General features: G+C 34.7%; 17 protein-coding genes, 1 other RNA gene and 1 pseudogene. 8 read left to right on the forward strand and 11 right to left on the reverse strand.

Annotated features, from left to right (window positions below):
- Positions 1-470: 470 nt before the first annotated feature.
- Entirely contained in the window at positions 471-2315 is a 1845-nt protein-coding gene (locus VKJ25_RS13180; RefSeq protein WP_324237088.1) for a hypothetical protein, read from the forward strand.
- 47 nt (positions 2316-2362) lie between these two features.
- On the opposite strand, the pseudogene VKJ25_RS24635 reads toward VKJ25_RS13180, so the two are convergent.
- The 6 genes and pseudogenes from VKJ25_RS24635 to VKJ25_RS13205 form a co-directional block, all read right to left on the reverse strand.
- A pseudogene (locus tag VKJ25_RS24635) lies at positions 2363-2494 on the reverse strand (MerR family DNA-binding transcriptional regulator); the annotation flags it as partial.
- 895 nt (positions 2495-3389) lie between these two features.
- Positions 3390-3596, reverse strand: coding sequence for a hypothetical protein (locus VKJ25_RS13185; protein WP_324237089.1), 207 nt, complete (start codon positions 3594-3596; stop codon positions 3390-3392).
- Between the two features lie 228 nt (positions 3597-3824).
- Positions 3825-4124, reverse strand: a complete 300-nt coding sequence (locus VKJ25_RS13190) for a Uma2 family endonuclease (RefSeq protein WP_324237090.1) — start codon at positions 4122-4124, stop codon at positions 3825-3827.
- Positions 4125-4346: 222 nt separating this feature from the next.
- On the reverse strand, positions 4347-6146 hold the full coding sequence (locus VKJ25_RS13195; protein WP_324237091.1) for a ribonuclease J: 1800 nt from the start codon (positions 6144-6146) through the stop codon (positions 4347-4349).
- An 832-nt stretch (positions 6147-6978) separates the two neighbouring features.
- Positions 6979-7863: a 4-hydroxy-tetrahydrodipicolinate synthase gene (gene dapA, locus VKJ25_RS13200; RefSeq protein WP_324237092.1), complete on the reverse strand. Its 885-nt coding sequence runs from the start codon at positions 7861-7863 to the stop codon at positions 6979-6981.
- A gap of 211 nt (positions 7864-8074) precedes the next feature.
- The gene (locus tag VKJ25_RS13205) at positions 8075-9118 is read right to left on the reverse strand and encodes an aspartate-semialdehyde dehydrogenase (protein WP_324237093.1); all 1044 of its coding nucleotides are present in this window, start codon (positions 9116-9118) and stop codon (positions 8075-8077) included.
- Positions 9119-10210: 1092 nt separating this feature from the next.
- Here VKJ25_RS13205 and tig point away from each other — a divergent pair.
- The 3 genes from tig to clpX all read left to right on the forward strand — a co-directional run bounded on the left by tig (position 10211) and on the right by clpX (position 14010).
- Positions 10211-11668: a trigger factor gene (tig, locus tag VKJ25_RS13210; protein ID WP_324237094.1), complete on the forward strand. Its 1458-nt coding sequence runs from the start codon at positions 10211-10213 to the stop codon at positions 11666-11668.
- A 290-nt stretch (positions 11669-11958) separates the two neighbouring features.
- Positions 11959-12648 (forward strand): ATP-dependent Clp endopeptidase proteolytic subunit ClpP, encoded by a 690-nt coding sequence (clpP, locus tag VKJ25_RS13215; RefSeq protein ID WP_324237095.1) that lies wholly within the window; start codon positions 11959-11961, stop codon positions 12646-12648.
- Between the two features lie 12 nt (positions 12649-12660).
- The gene (gene clpX / locus VKJ25_RS13220; RefSeq protein ID WP_324237096.1) at positions 12661-14010 is read left to right on the forward strand and encodes an ATP-dependent protease ATP-binding subunit ClpX; all 1350 of its coding nucleotides are present in this window, start codon (positions 12661-12663) and stop codon (positions 14008-14010) included.
- Between the two features lie 422 nt (positions 14011-14432).
- Here clpX and purD read toward each other — a convergent pair whose 3' ends face one another.
- Positions 14433-15740 carry a phosphoribosylamine--glycine ligase gene (gene purD, locus VKJ25_RS13225; RefSeq protein ID WP_324237097.1) on the reverse strand — a complete coding sequence of 436 codons (1308 nt, stop codon included), beginning with the start codon at positions 15738-15740 and terminating at the stop codon, positions 14433-14435.
- A 689-nt stretch (positions 15741-16429) separates the two neighbouring features.
- On the opposite strand from purD, the gene VKJ25_RS13230 reads away from it, so the two are divergent.
- Positions 16430-16837, forward strand: a complete 408-nt coding sequence (locus VKJ25_RS13230; RefSeq protein ID WP_324237098.1) for a KGK domain-containing protein — start codon at positions 16430-16432, stop codon at positions 16835-16837.
- Positions 16838-17114: 277 nt separating this feature from the next.
- On the opposite strand, the gene VKJ25_RS13235 is transcribed toward VKJ25_RS13230, so the two are convergent.
- Positions 17115-18299 (reverse strand): serine hydrolase domain-containing protein, encoded by a 1185-nt coding sequence (locus tag VKJ25_RS13235; protein ID WP_324237099.1) that lies wholly within the window; start codon positions 18297-18299, stop codon positions 17115-17117.
- A 1220-nt stretch (positions 18300-19519) separates the two neighbouring features.
- On the opposite strand from VKJ25_RS13235, the gene VKJ25_RS13240 reads away from it, so the two are divergent.
- Positions 19520-20671, forward strand: a complete 1152-nt coding sequence (locus tag VKJ25_RS13240) for a 5-(carboxyamino)imidazole ribonucleotide synthase (protein ID WP_324237100.1) — start codon at positions 19520-19522, stop codon at positions 20669-20671.
- A gap of 229 nt (positions 20672-20900) precedes the next feature.
- A non-coding RNA gene (gene ssrS / locus VKJ25_RS13245) (6S RNA) lies at positions 20901-21087 on the forward strand.
- 412 nt (positions 21088-21499) lie between these two features.
- Here the strand turns inward: ssrS and VKJ25_RS13250 are convergent.
- A complete protein-coding gene (locus VKJ25_RS13250; RefSeq protein WP_324237101.1) occupies positions 21500-22924 on the reverse strand; it encodes an FAD-binding domain-containing protein in 1425 nt (474 codons plus the stop codon).
- A 547-nt stretch (positions 22925-23471) separates the two neighbouring features.
- Entirely contained in the window at positions 23472-24014 is a 543-nt protein-coding gene (locus VKJ25_RS13255; protein WP_324237102.1) for an NUDIX hydrolase, read from the reverse strand.
- A gap of 281 nt (positions 24015-24295) precedes the next feature.
- On the opposite strand from VKJ25_RS13255, the gene VKJ25_RS13260 reads away from it, so the two are divergent.
- Positions 24296-25234 carry a hypothetical protein gene (locus tag VKJ25_RS13260; RefSeq protein WP_324237103.1) on the forward strand — a complete coding sequence of 313 codons (939 nt, stop codon included), beginning with the start codon at positions 24296-24298 and terminating at the stop codon, positions 25232-25234.
- A gap of 358 nt (positions 25235-25592) precedes the next feature.
- Here VKJ25_RS13260 and VKJ25_RS13265 read toward each other — a convergent pair whose 3' ends face one another.
- On the reverse strand, positions 25593-26468 hold the full coding sequence (locus tag VKJ25_RS13265; protein ID WP_324237104.1) for an ABC transporter permease: 876 nt from the start codon (positions 26466-26468) through the stop codon (positions 25593-25595).
- Between the last annotated feature and the right edge of the window lie 146 nt (positions 26469-26614).

Here is a 26614-nt window from a genome sequence, read left to right on the forward strand (position 1 = left end):
AATTTCTAGATGAGAGTCGTTAACTCACTTGTTAAACCCGCCCCTGAGACGGTGGTTTATATCATTGGGGGCGGGTTTGTGTAATTTCTAGATGAGAGTCGTTAACTCACTTGTTAAACCCGCCCCTACGGTGTCTTTCTTCCTAATGCAGTGTAATTATTAAAACTTCACGAGTATCTAAACAATAATTAAATATTATGAAGAAATATTAAATCATTTAACTATTTGAAAATGAATGTAAACTATGCAATAAATACCAAGTTTTTTGCATAGTTTTTTTTGCATAATTATTGAGTTTTAAACAGCACAATTTTCAGTTAAATTTATTATTTAATTTTTTTTAATAGTTCGGCAAAACTTCCTACCGAAAAGCTCTTTCAATCCTAGAGAAAAGAATCTAAATTATCAAAAGCTGATAATTAATTTTCTTTTGTTTAATATGATGACAAATATTAGGAGATTTGTAGATTATGGCCTCTGGAAATAATGAACTTCTCTGGACTAAGCGTTTCGGTAAAGATTTATCTCAGGAATGGAATTTAGGTAAGCTCATAGGTATTCCGAATGAAGCTGACTATAGTGCATTTTTAGGTATTACTCACCGAGGAGATGGTAAAAAATATGACGATTTATTCGGAACAGAATTTGGTATTAAAGAATTTTTTAGCTTAGATACTGGCAAAATAGGTTTATCTGGTGTGGCATCGGCGAGTGCTAATGCTTCTGTAGGAATTGCTAATTCAAAAGATAAAAACAAGGAAGCATCTATCAAAGCTGGTTTAGAATTAAAAACAGGTTATAATTTTGGCAGTGTAGGTTTTGATTTACCTCTTTATGCCGATTTTAATTTAGGTATTGATAATGGTGAATTAAAATTTGATATAGACACAGATTTTGAAGGTGGTTTATTTAATTATTCTTTGCCTTATTTGTATCTGAATGTTGCTGGAATTTTAGAGTCTGATGCTGCCATATATCTAGATGGCGGTTTGAACTATGAATATATTGATTTTTGGGAGTCTTTTTGGAGCTGGGAGAAAAAAGTTAACCGAGGTTCTTCTGGTTTTAGTGAAAAAGTTGATTTATCCCATAAATTTAGGCATGACTTTATTGATTTTGATACTCGAAAGGAAGAGCAAGTTGTTGATTGGATTGAGGGTAAGGAAGTATTTACATTAGGAAATTCTGCTGGCAATAAAGAGGCAATTGATATTACCAAATATTTTGATTTAGGATTTGAGCTGCCAGATTTTCCTAATCTTAATTTTGAACGGCTAAATTCTCTTGATGGTTTATTAGATATAAATATTCCAGACTTTGATATTGGTGATATTAATATCAAAGATTCTTATGTCTATTCCATTAAAGATGAGTTTAATCTGTTGGAAATGGGAATTGATTTTGACCAAATTATTGCTTCTTCTTATCCTATCAGTTTTGCAAGTAAGGAGAATTTTGAAGTTTTTGGTTACGATGTCGGTTATGATTTATTAGTTGCTCTCATGGATGCAGATCTAGACCTAGGTTTAAAGACTGGATATCAAGTTGATTTTGGAATTACAAATTTAAGTCCGGAAATTAGAATAGAAAATGGTGATTGGTTAAACATAACAGAATTTGGAGAGTTTATAGAAAAGCAAAATTTTGCCATTGGAGATTCAGACAGTAATAGTTCAACAGTCCGAGCGATAAAAGACTTAGATCGAGACAGAGATAAGCAGCTTGATTTTCATATAAGATTCAACCCAGAGTTATTTGTTAATGTCGATGTTTATGTGAAACCAACAGCAGACTTAAAAATGGGTATTGGTGAATATAAACTCGAAGTCGAACCTTTGGGACAGTTTGGTGGTAAAGACAAATATTTATTAGATGTACCAGATATCGAATTATTTGAACTGGATAAATATTCCTTGTTTGAAAAGAATTACAACAAAAAGCTCTCCGATCTAGGAATTATTGATGACATTACTGCCATACCCTTTTCCATTCCTTTAGACTTTATTGACGAGGCATTGAATGTTAGGACTTATATTGGTGATGAAAATGCAAACTTCTATGGAGGTAGTGATGCAGACGATTTAGTTCTTTTTGAGGGAGGTCCAAATCTAACGAGTCTGTCTGGGTGGGCAACCACAAGGCGCTTGATATCACCTGTGCAAATTCTGTCCAAAAGGTCGAGGAATCATTTCCGCTTAAAATTAAGTCCGCTGCCAATTTCTGATACGATTTCCGCTTCTGGGAATCTTGAGAGCAATAGTTCAATTTGTCCCTCAATATCGTCTCGTTGGGAATGGCTCGACACCCTTGCATAACAAACAGTGGTAATTGCCCTGGGCAAACCTGCTGCTTGTTCGATTTCTGCGATTGAGTACCGCCTGTGCCCCGATGGGGTTTTGATTGCTTTGATTTTGCCTTCTTCTTCCCATCGTCTGAGACTTGAGACTGCAACTCCAAGGATGGAAGCTGCTTCTTTGGGTCTGACATATTTCATTTGAAACACTTATTTTTTTCTATCTTAGCACCATTTATTACTTTTTGAGCGTTTTAGATAGAAAAATAATAATTTGTTACAAACTCTTTACTTACAAACCAAGTTTAAGAACATTCTGTCATGGCAATATAAGCCCACAACCACTCTTTATTAATCAGTGGTGACACTTTTTTTGGAATTAGTTGTAATATTAACACGCTTGTTAGAAAAAATCATCTTTATTTTTGTAAAGATTGAAAATTTTTTCTGGAATCCCTTCTATTGATTATATAGCAACAATTACACTACTTTTTTTCCAAAAAATTGCATAGTTTTTGACTTCAAAATACGATATATATTAATGAGATTTTTTTCTCTGCAAAAATTGCATAGTTTTAGATTTCAAAGTTTAAAGTGAAAATAAACTTTTGTAATACATATAGCGCTGCGCCCAGGGAACCGGGAACACTTAACTGGGAACAGAAAGAATGAATGGCCGATAATATAAGGCTTTTATCTATTGGACAGTTCCTGCAATTTGTAAAGATTAAGTGCGCACATTGCTATATCTGTCTATAGTCTATAGTAAAGAAGATCTAATACCAATTTGAAAAAATAATGTTACCAATAGTTTCAAACTTTAGATGTCGAATAATTTGCTGAAGTTATTGAAGCATCAAAGTCTTGAGCTATAAAATCATCAGGCATGAATTTTGACTTTTGAATGGATAAATTCCGTGAAACGGTATAACCGTATCTCTGCAAAGGTAGAGGTTTTTGGCAAAAAAGTCATATGTTTATGCTTTGCTTAAGTTTTTTCTTACAGCATTTTTCATAAAGATGATATTACACAGGTGAACCCAGAAACCCGGTTTCTAAGCTCGTACCGGGTTTCTTTCCGTAAGTCCTAAACTATTTAACTTAGCTCATCAGGATCGATACCCAACTCTCGCAGTTTTGCTGCCAAGCGCTCCTTTTGTTGTTCAGCATTGGCAGCTTGTTGTTTAGCTACTGCTGCTTCCTGTTTAGGTACTGCTACCTCCTGTTCAGCTACTGCTGCCTCCTCTTTGGCTGCTGCTTCCTTCTCTTCTGGAGTCAGTATCAAATCTCCTTCCCAAGTCATCTACCGTAACCAGAGTCTATTTACACTATGAAAACTACCTTGCTATAAACCCAGACTTAGTTTTACTTCCGGAAGCAACAAACGTCCCTGATTTAATTCCGCTCTTTAGTAGCGATCGCCTACCAAATGAAATGCTTGTATTTTATTTGTATAGCGACTAAATGTCACATAATAAGGGACTCGCAGAATACTCTCATAAACTTCCGACAAAGTGGGAAGTTTTTGCTCTTATCTTAGTGTCTGTCCTAAGTATTCACTTTCTGTACCCGGAGATAATAACTCGACCACTACCAAGGGGTTCACTTTTTCATCCCAAACTACATAGCTCCAGCGCAGTTCCCATTGCTCATACAAGTTTGGTACTCCCACAACTGCAAACCAGTCTGGGCGTTTGTACCATTTAGGATGTTTAACATCGTAGTAGAGATTCAGATCGGTACCACAAAATAATTGATCGGGATACCAGTTGCGAGGTTGAAAAGTTTGGCGCCAAAGTTCAGGTTGAAAGTCTAGAAATACGTCTGGCAAACCAGGTGACTCCGGATTTTCGCTTGGTAAGTCCTAGATAGTAGGCAAAGTTGACTTTGCTGACAGTTGTGGTTCATATTTTTTAACGGATATATTTTTCATATTGGTTTATTCCCGGTTTCATAAAAAAAAAGCGCAGAAACCGGGTTGGTTTTAAATGCCACACTATACTATAGCATTATCACCCACAAACCCGGTTTCTCATAACTAATTTTAAACTACTTAAGATGCTACCTTCGCAGTCGATCGCCGTCTCCGTCTTCCCACTGGTTTCGTCGTCACCTGTTTTTCCTCTTCTACTTCACCTTCAACTTCTCCATCTGGAGTTTGCATCAAAAACACCAACAACGGTTGACTTTGAAATTCTCGTCGTAACATCCGCTGAATAGAAGATTCAAGTTCATTTTGCAACCCAAACCAATCAACTTGAGTATTATTATCGCCATTCAACTTAGCATACTCAGACCAACAATGACTCAAATCTTTTTCTAAGACTCTAATCACTAATTCTTGCAATTTTGCTTTATCTATAGAATTTACCACACCACGCAAATGCAACTGAGGTTTACCAATCAATTTACCATCCAAACCAACTCCCAACGCTACTGTCACCACACCATCCTCTGCTAGTTGTTGTCGCTCCTTGAGAATCTTATCTTCAACGATACCCGAACGAGAAGAGTCTACTAACTCAATACCCGAAGATACTCTATCGGCAACATAAATAGAATCCTGAGTTAGTTCGATCACATCACCATTTTGCACCACAACCATATTTTGCCGAGGCACTCCCATACTTTGAGCAGTTTGACTATGTTTCACTAACATCCTATGTTCTCCATGAAATGGTACAAAGAACTTCGGACGAGTCAGCGCCAACATTAATTTTTGGTCTTCCTGACAACCGTGACCAGAAACATGAATACCCTTATCTTTACCATAAATAACATTTGCTCCTAGCATCATTAATTTATCTATAGTATTGACAACAGCGATCGTATTGCCAGGAATAGGGTTCGCAGAAAAGATCACCGTATCTCCTTTCCGAATTTTGATTTGTCTATGTTCACCTTTAGCAATACGAGTGATCGCTGACATTGGTTCCCCCTGAGAACCTGTAGTCAAAATCAATAATTTTTCATCAGGTACATTCCTCACACTATGGAGAGGTACGAACAAACTGTCCTCACATTTAATGTAACCCAAAGTCCGAGAATGAGCAATCACATTCAACATAGATCGCCCAACTACTGCCACTACCCTACCATGTTTTTTCGCTAGCTCCAGAACTACTTGTAATCTGTGTACACTAGAAGCAAAAGTTGTCAACATCACCCTTCCTGGTGCTTCCGAAAATACTCGGTCTAAATTTGGATAAACCGATCTTTCCGAAGGAGTGAAACCAGGTACTTCTGAATTTGTAGAATCACTAATTAAACAGTGAACTCCTTTTTCTCCATACTCTGCCAACTTTTGGAAATCGAATTTTTCTCCATCTACAGGAGTATGATCAATTTTGAAATCACCTGTATGAATAACTACTCCCACTGGCGTTGTTATGGCAACAGTAAAGCTATCCGCCATCGAGTGAGTATTACGAATATATTCCACACTGAAATATTTACCCAACTTCACCACATCACGAGGGCGAACAGTTTTTAATTCTGTACGATTTTGAACACCTGCTTCCTCTAATTTATGATAAAGAAGAGCCATCGCTAGTCTAGGTCCATAGATGACAGGAATTTCTATATTTTTCAAATGGAAGGGTATGCCCCCAATATGATCTTCGTGACCGTGAGTCACAATCATACCCTTAATTTTATGGCGATTTTCCAGTAGATATGTTACATCTGGTAAAACTATATTGACACCGTGCATTCCATCTGTGGGAAATGCTAATCCAGCATCAAGTAAAATGATTTCGTCATTATACTCGAATACACAAGTGTTTTTGCCGATTTCATGGAGTCCACCAAGGGGAATAATTTTTAGAGCGGAAGATGATTTTTTTCTAATCATAATTATCCTATTTTTACTATTGTTTGCTTGTTTATGATTTTTAGTGATTATTAATCATATTTGATATCCATTAACACTTATGAAAACTCATCTCTGATGCACAAAATTAAAGATTAGATAATCATAATCATTGTTTATGTTATTAAGGAATTCAAAAGTTTGTTTCTTTCATTAATTGATAATAGATAGTGCATAATAAAAACTCTCTCTAATTAGGGTTTACTGAAAAAGTCTGTTGGTCAAGGTAGGCAATGGGTATGGCGACAATAGTTACAGGTATTAATTTTTCTACATTTTTTCAAGTTTGGTGAGAAAAAAATCTAGAGTCTTTCAGATTAATTTACTAATTTATTGGCACTTTTTGTCACCTAAAAAAGCCTTTCAGCTTCATCTGTCAATGCGAGCGAGATTTAATCAGCAAACCCTAATTATCAATTATTAATTATCCATTATCCATTAGTAACATAGATTTTGAGCAACCCTGCAAAAACATTTCGCCTGAAAACCAAAGTTTTAGACTAAATTATTTTGATAATATTTAATTGTAGGAAAAACTTTTTTGTCTGTAAAAACAGCTATAGCGCTACTTGAATCGGGAATAGGAAACAGGAAATAGTAGAATATCAAAGGGTTTTAGGATTTAGAAATGTCCGCACTCTTTGCTTCGACTGCTATATCAGAAGTCAGTCAGGGCAAATTATAGACAGGAAACAGTGAAAATCTTGTGGTGCGGCCATCTTGCCCGCTATAGCTTTAGATCATAACCATCGAAAGCGCTGTTGTTTTCCCTAAATTTGAGAATAGCGAAATTCCCTTACTATCCTGGCAACTGCTACAATAAACCTAACTTACCCATTTCTACTGATAATTTTTCAGTGACTTCTGTTGGTGGATCGCATAATGGAGGGCGAGTAGTACCTACTTTCCATCCTAACAGATTCATAGCTGCTTTGACAGGAATGGGATTAGTTGTAGCAAATAAAGCTTTAAATAAATGGAATAGTTGTAAATGAATTTCTGTAGCAAGCTGTACTTTACCTGTTTCAAATTTTACGATCATCTCCTGTAGTTGGTTTCCTACCAGATGACTAGCTACACTGACAACCCCACTGCCACCAAGAGCTATTAATGGTAAAGTCAAAGAATCATCCCCAGAGTAAATCTTAAACTCTGGTGCAGTCAACTTTCTAATCTCACTTGCTTGGTCTAAGTTACCACTTGCTTCTTTAACAGCAACAATATTAGGAATCTCTGCCAGTCTCGCTATAGTTTCCGGCAGCATATTTTGACCAGTACGCCCTGGTATATTGTACAACATTATTGGTAATTCTGGTACTGCTTGGGCGATCGCTTGAAAATGCCGATAAAGTCCCGACTGTGGTGGTTTATTATAATATGGTACCACTTGTAATGAACCGTCTAAACCCAATCTAGCTGCTTTTTGAGTGGCCGAGATCGCTTCTCTAGTCGAGTTCGATCCAGTACCTGCTATAACTTTGGCTTTTCCTGCTACTGCTTTCTGCACTACTTGGAATAGCTGATATTCTTCTTCCCATGTTAAACTAGGGGACTCACCTGTTGTTCCACATACTACTAATGAGTCTGTTCCATTTTCTGTCAACCATACTGATAACTTTTCTGCTTCTTCATAATTAACACTACCGTCCACATTAAACGGTGTAATCATTGCAGTCAAAACTCTCCCAAAGTCTACCACACTATTTCCACTCCTTCTAGATATTATTTGTACTAGATATTATTAAATTGTTAAGGCCATACATAAACCTAATTTTTTTTAGATTCATATCGCCTTACCGAAAAATAAAGGTATAAAGTCTCTCCATTCATGGAGAAAAAAGAAAAAATTTCTTTTAGCCAATCCTCTTTTCTCTAAGAATAAGTAACTATTAATTATTAATTATTAATTGTTAATTATTAATTGTTCCTACTGGCATTTTTAACCAATTTTTGGCAACCAATAATTCAGCTATTTGTACAGCATTCAAAGCAGCTCCTTTTTTGATCTGGTCTCCACTTAACCATAATTCTAACCCACAAGGATGAGAAATATCTTGACGAATTCTCCCCACCAATACATCATCTTTACCACTTGCTTCTATTGGCATCGGGAAATAATTTTCTTGCCAATTTTCTACCAGTTTCACACCTGGTGCTTGACTTAATATTTCCCGTGCTTTAACAACACTAAATGGTTCAGCAAATTCTAAATTAATTGCTTCTGAATGTGCCCTAAATACTGGTACTCTAATACAAGTTGCTGTAATTCTCAGTTCATTAGAGCCAAAGATTTTTCTGGTTTCATTGAGCATTTTCATTTCTTCTTGACAATATCCTTGCTCATTCAGTTGGGTATTGTGTGGGAATAAATTAAATGCTAATGGATAAGGAAAAATATCTGTAGTTGGAGTTTTTCCATCTAATATTTCTTGAGCTTGAGTTCTCATTTCTGCCATTGCCCTTGCTCCTGCCCCACTTGCCGATTGATAAGTGGCCACCATTAATCTTTGGATTGGCTGGACTTGGTGTAATGGCCATATTGCCACACTCATTAATATGGTTGTACAGTTAGGGTTAGCTATTATACCATTATGTGAAGCCGCTGCTTCTGGGTTTACTTCTGGGACTATCAGAGGCACTTCGGGGTCCATCCGAAAAGCACTGGAATTGTCAATAACTACAGCTCCAGCCTCGACTGCTTTTTTGGCCCATACTTTGGATGTAGATGCACCTGCTGATGCTAGCACTAAATCTACTTCTATAAATGAATCATCTGTTACGGCTTCTACTTGTAGGTTTTGTCCCTTAAATTTCAAAATTTTGCCTGCTGAACGTTCAGATGCCAGTAATTTTAATTCTGCTACTGGAAAGTTTCTAGTTTCTAGCAATTCTAGCAACTCTGTACCTACTGCACCAGTTACTCCTAATATTGCGACTCTGTATGAATCTGACAAGTTATTTTCCTCCTTTTTTTACTATCTTAATTTTTTTATTAGTTACCATATCCAGCTAATATTTTCTTTTTACTGTTATTTTTGATAATGATTTACATAATATTTGTTATCTTAAATTATAGCAATTTCCATACTTTTGAGGTAGAAAATTATAGGTTTTAGGTAACAGCGAATCAGAATATATGTACCTTATTACTTTGAGAAACCCTATACATACATGATAGTATATTATAATCTTTAAAAAAATTATGTTATTGGATTAACTTTTCTTCTTTATGTTTATGGAATTAAAACTATGATGATAGTATATTATAATCTTTAAAAAGATTACATTATTGGATTAACTTTTCTTCTTTATGAAATTAAAACTATTTGATTAATAGACTAAAAAAGATATTTATTTTAAACCAACTTAGTCATAATGCAATTGAAGATAACTATATTAAGTGCCCGTCCAAAATTAATTTCCTATTTGATATAGAGAACAAGTAACAGATCAGGAACAACAGATAATCAACAAAATGTGTAATTAATTTGGCTGATACACTTAGTACCATTATAATTTTAATAAAATTTTTTATATAGTTTTTTATCTATAATTTAACCAGAAACATTTTTCTGATCTCTATTCTAATAACTTAAGCATTCAGCTAATAGCTATTTGCACAGCATTCCCAAGGAAATACTTACCCCTTAACAGTCATAATTGCCATTGAAAAAATCATTGATAATGATAACCATATGTAAAAAAAATAATTTTTAAGGCATAGTTATAATTTTTCAACCGACTTATTTATTTGATAAATTTTGACAATATAATACTTAGTCGTTATATACTAAACTACTATTCAATACCATTTTTATGTAAAATCTCAACTTAGTTCTGATTTATCAATAATCAGTAAGTGACAATAAAATTAAAAAAAATCCTAAATTTAAGTCATTACTAGCAGTTTTAGATGGATAATACACTAATCTAAACAGACAACTGTTAGAAATTCTTGGGAAAACTTAACAATTTCCCCAGCCAAGGAATATTCGTATACCTTCATAAAAGAATCATAACTAATAATAACTAAATTAGCAAAAACGATGAAAGTTACCCAGGAAAAGCTACCAGCTAGCCAAATCGGTCTAGAAATTGAGATTACAGCAGAAATGTCCAAGAATGCTTATGAGCAGATAATTAAAAAATATACCCGTTCGGCTAATATTCCTGGGTTCAGAAAAGGTAAAGTCCCTCGAAACATATTGATCCAAAGGATGGGAAAAAATTATCTGACGGCAATGGCCTTAGATGACTTAATCAATAATTGCTTAGAAAAAGTAAAAGAAAAAGAGGAAATCAGGCCAATAGGCCAATTTGAACTAAGCAAAGAGTTTGACGAACTGGTAAAAGATTTTGAACCAGGAAAAGAAATGATTTTCTCGGTCAAGGTAGATGTTGAGCCTGAGGCCAAGGTTGAAAATTATAAGGGATTAGTGGTTAAGGCTGAAGAGGCTAAGTATGACCCTGCCCAAGTAGATGAATTTCTAGAAGAACGTCGCTCTCAAATGGCAACCTTAATTCCTGTAGAAGAAAGACCTGCTCAGTTGGGAGATGTGGCCATAGTTGATTTTGTTGGTGTAATTCCATCAGAAACGGAAGGGGAAGAACCGAAAGAAGTTCCTGGTGGTAAGGCTCAAGATTTCCAAATGGATTTAAAGGAAGGACAATTTATTCCTGGCTTTATTGAGGGAATAGTAGGGATGAAGCCAGACGAAACTAAGGAAATTTCTGCACAGTTTCCTCCAGAATATAGTGAAAAGGATTTAGCTGGCAAACCAGCAGTATTTACTGTAACTCTGAAAGAACTGAAAGAAAAGGAATTACCAGAATTAGATGATGATTTGGCTCAAGAAATTAGTGAGTTTGAAACAATAGCTGCATTACGGGAGTTCTTGGAGAAAAGATATACTAAGGAAAAAGAGGAAAAAACAAAGCAAAACAAGGAAATAGCTATTGTAGAAGAGCTGGTGACTCATTTGGAAGTAGAAATTCCAGAAACTTTAATTAAAAATGAAGTTCAGCAAATGTTAGCTCAAAGTGCGATGGAGTTGAGTCAGTATGGAATAGATGTCAAAGAATTTTTTCAGAGTGATACATTGCCAGAAATGCAAGAGCGTTCTAGACCAGATGCGATTAAACGGTTGAGAAGAGATTTAGCTATAGCTACAGTGGCCAAACAAGAGTCTATTACGGTGGACGAGGCAGAAATAGCAGCAGAATCAGCTAAGGTAATGGAACAACTTAAAGGAAAGGATGTTGACCCAGGTAGGTTAAGACAAGTAGTTACTGAGGACTTGTTAAAGGAAAAAACTATCAAATGGTTAGAGGAAAATGGTACTGTAGAATTAGTACCTGAAGGAACTTTAGATACAAAGTCGGAAACTTCTGAAGAGATAGAAGTGGAAACTCAGGTAGTATCAGAAATACCTACAGCTAGCGAAACTATTCTAGAAGTAGAAGCAGAGCAGGTAACTACGGTCGAAAGTTCTCAGGAGAAATAGGAAAATAATCCTGTAGAATTAGTCCCTGAAGGAACTTTAGGTAGAGAATCAGAAAGTTCTGAAAATATAGAATAAGTAGAAGCTCAAGTAGAGTCACAAATATCTCAAGCTACTGAAACTACTGAACCAGAACAAGTAACTACGGTCGAAAGTTCTCAGGATCAAGAGTAAATTGACAATAGTCCGGTTAATCGGCTACCAAGATTAGTTAAGATCGGGCATAATGTTAACTGACTCAGAATATACTGACTGAGCAAAAAATATAAAATTGGTAAACAAACCAGCATATTATGGTTATATCTCAATATTCTGATAATCTAATTAGTAGTTATAACAAATTAAAAATCTACTCCGGTCTTAGTAACAACATTGTGCCAATGGTTGTCGAACAATCTGGCATGGGAGAAAGAGCTTTTGACCTCTACTCACGACTGCTCCGGGAAAGAATAATTTTTCTTGGTACTCAAGTAGACGATAATTTGGCAAATACTATCACAGCCCAAATGTTATTCCTAGATGCTGAAGATCCAGAAAAAGATATACAATTATATATCAACTCTCCTGGAGGCTCAGTTACTGCTGGAATGGCTATATACGATACCATGCAACAGGTACGAGCTGATGTAGTAACAATATGCTATGGTTTAGCCGCAAGTATGGGGGCTTTTCTTTTATCTGGTGGGGCAAAAGGTAAGAGAATGTCCCTTCCTAGTTCGAGAATTATGATTCACCAACCTTTAGGTGGGGCTCAAGGTCAAGCTGTAGATATTGAGATTCAAGCTAAGGAAATCCTGTATCATAAAGGTAAGCTAAATCAATTATTAGCAGAACATACAGGTCAACCTCTAGAAAGAATAGAGATTGATACGGAGCGGGACTTTTTTATGTCCGCCGAAGAGGCTAAAGAATATGGCCTGATAGATCAAGTGATAACTAGACAGAATCTTCCTGTACCAGGAGAGTCTGTCCCTGCAATGTAAGAAGAGGCAGTTATGTCTAAATACGACTCCCATCTAAAATGTTCATTTTGTGGCAAGTCTCAAGAACAGGTCCGGAAATTAATAGCTGGACCTGGGGTTTATATATGCGATGAATGTGTAGAGTTGTGCAATGAAATTTTAGATGAGGAGCTTTTTGACTCCAATAATAAAGGAACACAACCTCCAGCTCCACGTCCAGCACCTGCACCCTCAAAACGAGGGACTGGTGCTAAGAGGTTGTCTGTTAATGAAATTCCTAAACCTAGAGAAATCAAGGATTATCTGGATGCTCATGTGATTGGGCAGGAGGAAGGTAAGAAGGTTTTGTCGGTGGCGGTTTATAATCACTATAAACGTCTGAGTTTTCTGGAAGCTAAAAAAAATGGTAAGTCGGCTCCAGATGAGGTGGAGTTACAAAAGTCTAATATTTTGTTGATTGGACCGACTGGTTGCGGTAAGACTTTATTGGCTCAAACTTTGGCGGAGTTATTGGATGTGCCTTTTGCGGTGGCAGATGCGACGACTTTGACGGAAGCTGGATATGTTGGGGAGGATGTGGAGAATATTTTGCTACGACTTTTGCAAGTGGCAGATTTAAATGTGGATGAAGCCCAACGGGGGATTGTATATATTGATGAGATTGATAAAATAGCTCGCAAGAGTGAGAATCCTTCTATTACGAGGGATGTTTCTGGAGAGGGTGTCCAGCAAGCTTTGTTGAAAATGTTGGAGGGTACTGTGGCCAATGTTCCTCCGCAAGGTGGCAGGAAGCATCCTTATCAAGATTGTATTCAAATTGATACGAGTAATATTTTATTTATTTGTGGTGGGGCTTTTGTTGGTTTGGAAAAAATTGTAGATCAGAGAATTGGTAAAAAGTCAATGGGCTTTATTCAGCAAGTGCCAGAAGATGATCGGGTCAAGGAGAAAAAGGTGGTAGATTTGGTGAAGCAAATGGAGCCGAATGATTTGGTGAAGTTTGGTTTGATTCCTGAGTTGATTGGACGAATACCTGTTTTGGCGGTGGTTGAACCTCTGGATGAGGACACTTTGATGGCTATTTTGACGGAACCTCAAAATGCTCTGGCAAAGCAGTATCAAAAGTTGTTGCGGATGGATGATGTCAAGTTGGAGTTTGAGGAGGAGGCGATCCGGGCGATCGCTAAGGAGGCTTTTAGGAGAAAGACTGGGGCGAGGGCGCTACGGGGTATTGTGGAGGAGTTGATGCTGGATGTGATGTATGAGTTACCGTCCCGGAAGGATGTGACTTGTTGTACTATTACTAAGGAGATGGTGGAGAAGCGGTCAACTGCTGAGTTATTGCTACATCCTTCCTCTTTACCTAAGCCTGAGTCTGCTTAATTTTTTCTTAGGTTCAAGTATTTGGATAAAGGTTTTATGTTTGTATAGAACTGAAATATAATCATTTCTTTTTTATTGATTAAAAAGTCATGCATAGGGACGAGCAAAGCCCAGTGATTAGACATTAACATAATTTAATTTCGGATGCAAGGGGAATATCTTTATTTAGGGCTGATTTTTTTTGGAGCTTCACAGAATGCAGATAAGGTTTTAACCTTTTTTGGATAAAAAAAGTACCAGCTTTAGGTTGCTCAGATACGGCTCCCGAACAATCAAAAAGTTAGAATTTTGGGTAAGAGTTGAGTAAGAAAATTACTCCCCCTGACCCTATCTCCTTCCTTATACAGACTTTTGAGCGCCAACCCTATAAGCTAAATGAGTCAAAGCTAATCTCTGTTTCAAAGATTAGTCAATTCTAATTTCTAATTACCAAAAACCCGACTACCGATATCTCGACGATAGTACATTCCCTCAAATTGAATATAATTTACTGCATCATAAGCTTTTGCTCTAGCTTCAGCAAAATTCTCTCCTACTGCTGTTACTCCCAAAACACGACCACCATCAGTAATTAAATTTTCTCCCTGGAATTTTGTTCCAGCATGAAATATAGTTACTCCAGTAGCTTCGGCTTTTTCTATCCCAGAAATTATTTTACCTTTCTCATAACTTCCTGGATAACCCCCAGAAGCTAAAACTACACATACCGCTACTCCTGGTTTCCATTTAATAGGAGGCAACTGAGCCAAACGTTGCTCACAACAAGCTAATAATAATTCCTCCAATGGAGTTTCCAACAGATAGAGAATAGGTTGAGTTTCTGGGTCGCCGAATCTACAGTTAAATTCTAATACTTTTGGTTCTCCAGTCGGACTAATCATTAATCCAGCATAAATCACACCTCGGTAATCGATACCACGTTTTTGTAAATTCGTCAAAGTTGGTTCTAGGACTTGTTGTTGAATGGAGTCCATGAGTTCTGGGGTGACAATAGGAGTAGGAGCATAAGCCCCCATTCCTCCGGTGTTAGGTCCTGTGTCTGCTTCTCCTACTTGTTTATGATCTTGAGCTGGTAACAGGGGACGAATAGTTAGTCCATCGGTGAGGGCTAATACTGATACTTCTTGACCTGTGAGCAACTCTTCTATTACCACAAATTGGTTATTTTTGTCAAGTTCTGCTTGTATCCCGCCTGGCACTCCTTTGGAAGGGGGGAACTGGAAAATAGCATCTATGGCATTATGAGCCATTTCGACTGTAGTGGCGATGGTGACTCCTTTTCCTGCTGCTAGACCATCGGCTTTAATTACTATGGGAGTTGTTGTAATGTATTCTTTGGCGGTTTCAGCACTGGTAAAGGTGGCTGATTTGGCTGTGGGAATATTTGCTTCGGCCATGAAGTCTTTAGCCCAAGATTTGCTGGCTTCGAGAATGGCGCCTGCTTTGGTAGGGCCGAATATTCTGAGGTTGGGTTGTTGTAGGTAGTCGGTGATACCGAGGGCGAGGGGTACTTCGGGACCGACAACTACTAGAGAGATATTTTGGTCATTGATGAGTTGTTTGAGTGCTGGAAAGTCTGTGACTGGGATGGGGATATTTTGACATTTTTCCTGGGTGGTAATACCTCCGTTTCCAGGGGTACAAAATATTTGTTGAACTTGGGGAGAGTGGGATAGTTTTTTGGCGATCGCGTGTTCTCTACCGCCGTTACCTATTATTAATATTTTCATAAGTTAGGAAGGAAGAAGTAAGAAGGAAGAAGTAAAGATATTCTATACTAAATCTGGTTATAAATATCTATAGTAACCCACTGTGCAACTTTCTACGAAAGTACAACTGCTTACTGCCATAAAGCTGAAAAGGTTATTTTTAGAACTATCTAAATTTCGTAAGTTAGAAAAAATTGCACATGGCAGATAGTAATCTTAAATTATAATATTTTATCGTCGGTGTTTGGCTTCCAAATCCCATTTTGTTTTGGGTTTGGAGAGCAAATTTCTACAGTTTTTTTTACAAGTTACTATATGTTATGCTTCACTTTACAACTAATCTAATAATAACCAGATTTGGTATTTGTTATCAAGAGGATAAAGTTAAATTTTAAATAATACAGTATAAAAGTATTATTAAAAATTCAGGATAGGTAGCTATACTCATTTTAGTTTAGACTGAGACAAAAATTTATTACTGTCAAAGGATTTAAACTAAAAAAATGTTTTTTTCTTATTTAAAATGACTATAAGTTGATATGTTGATTAATGGATAATGAATCATTACCTCTGGTTAAATCATCTAAGTTTTAACCAAGTTCGGAAATCTTATTTCTTTTTTATCCTTAAAAGGAGAGGTTTTAAATCTCTGAGGATTAATTATTAATTATTGGTTGGTAAAGGTTGTTTGTTGAGATGAGTTGGTTAATATGAGTAATAATTTTGAATTACTTAACAGTAATGATGATATTTTGTTATTTGATCAACATACATTTATAGTAGGAAGATTTAGGGAGCTATGTTTTGAGGAAGTAAGAAGAAGAATTTATTTAACACAGGATAAGTCTATGGTTATTTTTAACCAACTAGATAGATGGCTTAACATTAGTAATGGACTGTCTATGTATTTTAATAGTAGAAAATGGGAATCAATGACTGAAGAAATAGAATGCAAATTTCTAAAAATTGGTGATAGTTGTTGGCGTCAAGGTAAACTTAGAATGAAAAATTATGTTGATTTTTTGCCAGAAGAGTATAGAAAGTATAAATATAATTATCGGTCATTTCAGTATCGGAAAGATAAGATTAAAATAGAACTAGAATTTTCCCAGATTTAACTATTGAATAGGAATCACTATTGGATGATATTCGCTGTTAGTGAAAGATTATAACAATCCTAAATAGGTTGTAAAAAATCAAAAACTAGAAATAAATTCTCAAACTCTTACCGATTGGCTATTGCCGATTACCTATTCCCGAAAAAAGGCAAGACTTTTGACACGGATAAAATAAGATTACTATATAACAAAAACTTAAAATTTCCTTTCTTGTAGGGATATTAGCATTTTTGTTATGCAACCTCCCTACCATTTGTAAAAACATTCATTAAACTTCCTATAACTCATTAGCAACTGCTCGAAATAAAGCAATTGTTTCTACATCATCAATACTTCTATAAATCTTATTACCAGAACCTGTTTTTACTCCAACAAAATTCTTTTCGGGATTAATATAAAGATATTGCCCCCAAGCTCCAGTGGCACAATAATCACCTTTTGAACCTTCAGGAATCCACCAATGATATTGATAACCCCACCTAAAATAACTTTCGTCTGTTGCTCCTGGTTTTAAGTGAGGAATATCGGGTATTGTTGATTCTTTTATCCAACTTTTAGGGATAATTTGTTGTCCGTTAAAATATCCATTATGTAGATAAATTAAACCGAATTTTGCATAATCTCTCAAAGTACAATTCATCCCACAAAAAGTTACCTCAGTTCCATAATTATCTGTTAACCAATAAGCATCTGATTCTGCTCCCATTGGTTGCCATATTTTCTTCTCTAAATAAGTAACAATATTTTGTCCTGTGGTTCGCTTTAATAATAAACTTAATATCTGACTATTTAAACCCATGTATTCAAAAAATTTTCCTGATTTACGTTGAGAAGGATAATTTAAAACTGCTTTTTCCATTGGCTGCATATAAAGAAATAATTTATATAAAAGTTGATAAATATCTGTATTTTGATGACCAAAATCTTCAGTAAATTTGACACCAGATTGCATCTGCAAAATATGTTTAATTGGTACGTTGTTATAACCAGATACTTTCAATTCTGGCATATATTTAGTAATCGGGTCATCTATACTTTCGATGTAATTATCTTTTAAGGCAATTCCTATCAAAGCAGAAATAAAAGCTTTGGCTACTGACCAAGATGTAATTTTATTGGTCTTTGTATAATCTTGAAAGTATTTTTCATAGATAATTATATCATTTTTTACTAATAGAAATCCAGTCGTTTTTAAACGCTGCAAAAATTCTGACATTTTTCTAGTTTCACCCTGGAAATTATAAGATACATTTAAGTCGATCAAGTTTTCCTCAAATTGATATTTTTTTTGAGCACTATAAATAATTGTGCTGGTAAAAACACGATTCATATTACGAAAGTTTATCGCTCTTTTATTGTCGTCAAACAAAGTAAATTTTGGTTCAAAATAAAATTTCCAGAGCATTAAAATTATGGTAACTAGAGGTAGAGTAAAAATGACTATAAATTTGATAATTTTCATGGTTATTATTGAAATAGTAGATAGGTACTAATCCGGTTCATTTTATCATCTGAAAATAAAATTTTCTAGATGTTATTTCAGTTATTGGTTAACAGTAGTTATGGCTAAAGTTATAGTTTAAAATTGAGATTTTATTGCTGGAAAATTCTCATGCTAAAGCATTTATAGCAGGGGTGCATCTCAATTTTGAATAAACACAAAAACTTATTGCTTTTAGGGAACACTTAACTGGGAACAGGGGAGAGCTATACAAGAAATAAGTATGGAGGAAAAAAGTATTTTTGCAAATATTTAAGATGCGCCCTATGGCAGATTCAATTTTGGTAAGGTACACCCACCGGAGCTTTTTGGCTCGCACTGAGAATATTTAATTATTAAATCTGTAGTTTTTATGCTTGGAATTTGCTGTATATTTTTATAGCAAATCTAAATTATTTGGGAAAAAAAGTGTAGGGGTTGAGTTTCTAAACCCTAGCCAAAATGGGATTTGGAAACCAAACATATACCATAAAATGTTACCATCTCTAAGATTGCTATATAAAAAAATATTAAATAGTAACAAGCACTAGAATTAGTTGGTACTTAGTCAGCAGGCTTTTTTAATAAAAAACCTGAATCTATATTTACATATCGTTTGAAAAAAATATAGCAATCTTAAATAGGTTGTAACAACAAAAAGTAAATACAAAAACTGAAGCTTGTATCTATTCCCAGCTCCCTAAAAAGCAATGAAATTTTGTACAGAATTAAAATAGGATTTCTATATATATAGATATCCAAACTAATGTTGTAATATTTTATTCTATGGGTTTGGTTTTTTACTTGATTTTCCCTGGGTTTACAGTTTTTTTTTGTAAATTATTTCATATTGTTATATAGATTATCTATAGCAATCCTATTTTATTCATTTCAAAAATATTTCTACTCTTTGGCAATAGATTAGGAAACAATAATTAATGGGTCATTTCAGTTATCAGTTATCACTGAACCTCCAACTAAAGTTGAGGGCTTGAAATACTGAGTTAAATATTTTTTATCCCCGAACAAGGGGAGGCTTTATACCTCATTTTTTGGTAAAAGTTTCAGAGTTAATTCCTCGTTTTTGAATTTTTACAACCTATTTAAAACTGCTATATTTGTTTTCCTTCTAGTAATTAAGGAAATCACAATAGTTTTTTTGTTGATAAAATACAAAAGTTGTAATTGGATTAATTATAAAAATGAAAAACACTAAAGTTAGTCAAAACGAACCTATAAAAATTCAAAAAGTTGGTGTTATTGGTGGAGGTCAGTTGGCATGGATGATGGCAGATGCAGCTAAAAACTTAGGAATAGATTTAGTTATTCAAACTCCTTATAAAGATGACCCAGCAGTATCTATAGCTAAGGATTTTATTTTGGCAAAAGTTGATGATAGTCAGGCAACTACTAAGTTGGCAAATAGTTGTGATGTGATTACTTTTGAGAATGAATTTATTAATATACATGAGTTGTCATCTTTGATTGAAAAGGATGTAATTTTTCGTCCGAGTTTATCTGTGTTGAAGCCGTTGTTAGATAAATATGAACAGTTGTGTTATTTGCAAAATTTAGGTTTGCCTGTTCCTAATTTTTGGGAGTGGGGAAAAGAAATTGAGTTTTTATCTTTTCCTCTAGTATTGAAAGCTCGTCGTCATGGTTATGACGGACAAGGTACTTTTATTATTAAGGATATTGAAAGCTTAAAATTTCAGGGAAATTCTGAATTTTTCATACAAGAATTTATTCCTTTTGACCGAGAGGTTGCTGTTATTGCTGCTCGTTCCATAACTGGTGAAGTTAAAGTTTATTCTGTGGTAGAAACTCAACAAGAAAATCAGGTTTGTCGGCGAGTTTTTGTACCTGATAAAAATTTAGCATTAGTAACAGAAATTAAAGCGATCGCTCAAACTCTCCTCAATAGTTTAGAGGTAGTAGGAGTATTTGGAATTGAAATATTTATTACTAAAGATGAGAAAGTTTTAATTAATGAAGTTGCTCCCAGAACTCATAATTCTGGTCACTATACTTTGGATGCTTGTGAGACTTCTCAATTTGAACAACATTTACGGGCAGTTTGTGGTCTACCTTTAGGTAACACTGCTTTGAAAACTAAAGGAGCGGTGATGGTAAATTTATTGGGTTATGAATTTGGGGGAAATAACTACTTGACAAAACGGCAAATGTTAGAACAGATTCCTAATGCTTCAGTTTGGTGGTATGGCAAAAAAGAATCTCGCCCTGGTCGCAAGTTAGGTCATGTCACAGTTTTGCTTGATGAAGAAAATTTGGAAATTATGGGTCGAGAGGGTGAAGCGATCGCTGACAAAATAGAAAAAATATGGTACAGCTAAAGCCAAATTTGTAAGATGTGTTAGACGGCTTAAATTGATACTATGAAAGAGATTGAAAAATCTTTTGTAACCTACCCTACTGAACTTTTTCAATTAAAACTGTGCATTAGCTTTTAACTTGAAAATTCTGACTTTGGACTTTTGAATTCAATTGACTTTTGAATTTTGACTTATGACTTTCAAAAAGAGGGGGTGACATATAAAAAATAACGGCTATAATATTTGATAGCTCCTACTGTGGCGTTGGTGACTGCCAATAATGTTTTTTTGACCTACAAATCAAAAAACATTGGGTATCTAGATGTTTGAGTGGCAGTAAACTGGGCTTGTACCCAGAAACTTTAAACTTGGACCGAGAAACCCACCTGGTGTTATCCAGGTCAAAAGCTGAGGTAAGACGGCGTTGCGGTGAGCTATCTTTTTTTTGAAGTATGGAAGAAGGAAGAGGGAAGAAGGAGTAAATCTTAAAATAAAGAGAGAAATGATCAAGATAATTGTCGGCAATTAATTATAATTAATTTTTTCTATTATATTGAGTATTGAGTAAAAAATAGACAAGCCAGAAAATATCTTTATCCTATCTTGCTCGTAAGTATTCAACTTTAAATCCACAGCTTAAAATTGTTCTAGTAAATATTCTTATCAGTCGAAAAAGTCAAGTAACTTCCTAATCAATTTTTCTGTTCTTGATATTTAGGTAGTAAAAAATAGACAAGCCAGAAAATATCTTTATCCTATTTTGCTCGTAAGTATTCAACTTTAAATCCACAGCTTAAAATTGTTCTAGTAAATATTCTTATCAGTCGAAAAAGTCAAGTAACTTCCTAATCAATTTTTCTGTTCTTGGTAAAGAGACTTAAACATTCGTTGTCTTTCTTTATGGTTAACAATAGGTAAAGGATAACCTGCCGCTTCTCGTTTATCCTGAGAAATTTTGCCAATAACCAAACATTCCGCATCTATACTCCTTAACTCCGAAACCCACTGCCAAATATATTCTGCTTCTGGGTCATATCTTTGTGTTTGAGATGTGGGGTTAAATATTCTCAAAGGTTTTGGATCCATTCCACTCGAAGCACTCCACTGCCAACCTCCATTATTAGCAGAAAGATCTCCATCTATTAATTTTTGCATAAAATACTTTTCGCCCCACTGCCAATTAATAATTAAATCTTTAGTCAGAAAACTAGCGACTATCATTCGACAACGGTTGTGCATCCAACCTGTTTCATTTAACTGACGCATAGCAGCATCAACAATAGGATAACCTGTTTTGCCTTCGCACCAAGCTTGAAAATATTCTTCATTATTCTCCCAAGGAAAATTTTGCCAATGTTGTCTATAAGGACCTGTTTCTAGTTCGGGATAATGATACATAACATATTGATAAAATTCCCGCCATGCTATTTCTTTTTGCCAGGTTTCTATGTTTTGAAATGCTTCATCACTACGACAGTTTTGAATTAATTCTTGAGTTTTTTGCCAAATTGTACGAATACTAATAGTGCCAAATTTTAGAGCAGGACTTAGTTGGGATGTTCCATCAATACTGGGGAAGTCTCGTTGTTCTTGATATGAAAATATTGCTTCATTAGAAAATGTTTCTAATTTTTCTAATGCTGCTATTTCTCCAGGTTCAAGAATGAGTTGGTTTTCCCAATTAAATCCTAATTCTTTAGGAGTGGGTAAGTCAATTATTCCTATTTTTTTTGTGTGTTGAAGTTGTTCTTCAGTTAAACCTTGGAATGAGGGAATGTTAACCGGAGCTGATTTTTTTTTGCTCCTCCAATTTTTCCAGAAAGGAGTGTAGACAGTGTAAGGTTTTTTGGTTCCAGTAAATATTTCTTCTGGAGAATTAAGTAGTTGATCCCAAAAGGTTTTTACTTGAATATTTACCCCTTCTAAATTATTTCTAACTTGGCGATCGCGTTCTTTGCTGTAAGGTTCAACATCTAGGTTCCAATAGACAGCTTTTGCTTCTAAAAAAGTGGCTAATTTTGGTATGGTTTCTGTAGGTTTTCCGGAGATTATTAATAGTTGACTTCCTATTTGTTTATAGCGTTTTTGTAAATGTTGTAAACAACCAATCATATAGGTAACTCTTGCCGGAGCAATATCGTCTCGTTTAAGAATATTTTCATCCAGGCAAAATATGCCTACTACTTTTTGAGTTTCTTCAGATGCTTTTGTCAGTCCGATATTATCTGAAATTCGTAAATCACGTCGATGCCAAAAGAGAATTAAGTTAGACATTTTGTTTTAGTTTACTGTTGGAAAAAGAAGGAATAAGGAATAAGGAAGGCAGAAAACAAGAATAATTTAGTTATATTTTTCTGATTAAATATTAAAGCATTGATAGATAAAAGTTTTAGCAATTTTAGGTCGGAAAAAAGTACCATATTTGTGGCAAATAGAGCCTGAAAAATTTAGCATCTGGGTAAGAGTGTGGCAGAGTTGGGGAAGGGGTAATTTTTCCGATTTATCGGGAACCGTGTATCTTTTCTATAACTTCCTACTACCTAACTTAGCAAAAAAAAACTTTTTCACCAAACCCTAGTTATCTAGAAGAGAAGGAAGAAATGAATTGTATTAGCTATTTTTCAGTATATCAGAAAAAAATCTACTTTTTTTTGTAGGATTCTTTTTTCCAAATGCTATAATACCACTTTTAATAAAAGAGTAGATAAAATTCATTTCATACAGTTATCGCTATCATTTTTTCTTTTTTTTTAAATTTACACCTTTTCTCTTAGATCACTAAATTATTCACTCTTCATCCTTCATCCTTTCTCCCTCTTCCTTACAAAAATGATTTAGCTAAGAAAAAACTACAGATTGATTTAGCATCTACAACCTCTCCATCTAAAATAGCCTTTTCTAACTCTTTAGGAGTCATCAAAACCGTTTCTATATCTTCATCAATATCTTGTGCTGGAGGATTTTCTAACTTCTCTAAATCTTGTGCCAAAAAAGCATAAATAAATTCATCTGAATATCCAGGAGCAAGGGGAAATTCTCCTAATTTTTGCCATTTATTGGCTCGATAACCTGTTTCTTCTTCTATCTCTCGTTTGATAGTATCAGCAGGATTTTCATTTTCCTCTATTGTACCAGCAGGAAATTCTAAAATTCTACCTTGAACGGCAAATCTATATTGTTTTACTAATACTAATTTTCCATCTGAAGTAACAGGAATACATAAAGCGCCCCCAGGATGACGAATACATTCCCAGTCTCCTTCAACTCCATTAGGTAGACGTAAATGGTTAACTTGAAAATTAAATTTTCTGCCTTTATACAAGAGGCGTTCTTTAAGAATTTCGGGTGGTTCTTGATTTTCCATAAAACTTAAGTAGGTTGGTAGATATAATTATATAATGAATAATGAAAACTTTCTCTAATTATCAATTAGAGTAATTTTATCCTAAAAAAGAGAGACTTTAAACCTCTAGGAATTAATTTAATTATCCATTAGTAAGCATTCAGCTATTAGCTACTAATTCATTATAGCTTTTGAACCAGAGTTAGTATTGAGAGAATTAAGGAGAATTAACAGTATTGGAAAAAACTTACCTTGACGAGGAAAAGTATATTTTCATTCTGGGCGAAATAGCTAAAAGCTGAATGCTTAAATCAATTATTCATTATCAATTATCCATTATGAAAGATTTATCTGACAATCAAACAAACATATTTAGCAAAATAATTTGGGGTATAATTGGTGGTACTGTTTGGGGTATTCTATTTTTTGCTGCTTTAGCTGGTTTATTTATCGGCATGAATCAAAATTTAACGACTATTATAAGTGCATTATTAATGGGTGTTTTGTGGTGTACAATTATCAGCTTAATTTGGAAATCATTAATGAGTAGAGAAGATGAATCTAGCAAAAATTATGTAATAGGCGGAATTGTTAGTGGTCTTCTTCTAGGTGCTGCTGTTGGAGGATTAATGTTAGCAATATTAAACCGAGATGCTAGCTTTGGTAGAGTTTATATATTAGGAGCATTTCTCGGAGGAAGTTTTGGTTTAGTTTGGAGTTTATTTAAACCTCCTATGTTGTTGGGAGGTGTGAGAATTTGGGGAATATCTGGAGCAATTTTAGGTGGAACTTGGGGTTCATTTTTTGGCTCAATTATAGGTATAGCTGCTACAGTTTGGTTAGTATTTTTAAGTCAAACAAATATTGATATTAGTAATAGTAATTCAACTCAATTATTAATAGCTGCTTTGATTTTTGGTGGTGGAAATGGTGCTATTGGTGGCATAATATCGGGAATTATATTTGGAGGATTAATTATGGCTCCTCCTTTACCTTTAGCATTAGAATTAGTTGGCATAAGAGGTGGACTTGTTGGAGCAATTTGGGGTTCTTTTGTGACGGCGATCGCTGGAGGTATTATTAGCAGTATTTTATCTATAACTATTGGTGATGATTTATTTTTTAATCTGGGAATTAATGGTGAAATAACTTTGCTAAAAGCGATAATTATTGGCGCAGGTATTGGTACAGTTTGGGGAATGATTTCTGGTGCTTTTTGGGGTAGTTTTGGTAGATGGTAATTTTTGAAGGCAGAAGGCAGGAGGATTAGAAAGGAAGATGGAAAAATCACCTTTTAATAACTTGATTTTGTATCATAACTTATACAAAGTCTTATAAAAAACAGGATGGATATTAGTTTAATATAGTTTTGATAAAGGGGGTGGTTTTATCTTACTAAATGTAAAAACTCATTAATTTAACAGGGAAACCTGTCCCTACTATTGCAAAATTTGAGGTATGTTACGCTAGCGTGATTTTAGTCACTAAACTCAAACAAAAAAGGTGTTTGGAAGCCAAACCCCTATAGTTTTCTTTGACTAATTATTTAAGATTACTCAGTAGGAAAAAAGCTTCAACTTCTTACTTCTTACTTCTCCCTTAATTTCTAAATTTAGGGTTAACAAATTCATTCAATCCTTCCCCTAATAAAGATAACCCAATTACCATTAAAGTTAAAGCACAACCGGGAAAAAAAGCAGTCCACCAAATACCAGTTGGTAAAGCATCTAAAGCCAACCTTAAATCATTTCCCCATTCCGCAGTTTCTGGAGGTAATCCTAATCCTAAAAATCCTAATCCTCCTAATACTAAAACAGCATCTGCCGCATTAAGAGTAAATAATACAGGAACGCTCTGAATAACATTTAAAAATAAATAACCAGTTAAGACTCTCCAAGTATTAGCACCCATCGCTCTTGCTGCTTCAATAAAAAGTTCTGTTTTGACACTAACTGTATGGTTTCTAACGACTCGATAATACTGAGGAACATAAGCAATACTTAAAGCGATCGCTGCATTTAAAATGCCTTTTCCTACTACAAAAGCTAAAGTTATGGAAAGTAATAATCCAGGCAAAGTATAAACAGTATCCATAAAAAATATTAAAATTTTATCAATTCTGCCGCCAATATAACCACTTACCATTCCTAATGGTACACCAATAATTAAACTTAATAAAGTTGCTAAAATTACAACTTTCCAAGCAACTTGTGCGCCGAATAAAGTTCGGGAAAATACATCATAACCTTGACGACTTGTACCAAACCAATGTTTGAAAGAAGGTGGTTGATGTATAGGGTTACTTAGAAATTCTTGAGGGTCTTGAATTAAGTTTATATTTTCTAATGATGGAGATAAAGTAGCAATTAATATAAATAAAATTGTAATAGTTAAACCTGCCCACATCATCTGTGTTGAAATACTAGGTTTACTAAATAAACTGGAAGATTTTACTCGTGAAAATATACTTGTCATAATCTGATAATTGGTTAAGTTAGGAAATATAATTTTAGCATAAATTGAATTAAAAAAGGGAGTAGAGAGTATTTAAGGACATTCCATGGAACCTCCTTACTCTGTAAGGATAAGCAGGAAGTTATATAGGAAGTAGTTGAAAAAAT

This window comes from Okeania sp. (assembly GCF_035285525.1).
Taxonomy (GTDB): domain Bacteria; phylum Cyanobacteriota; class Cyanobacteriia; order Cyanobacteriales; family Microcoleaceae; genus Trichodesmium.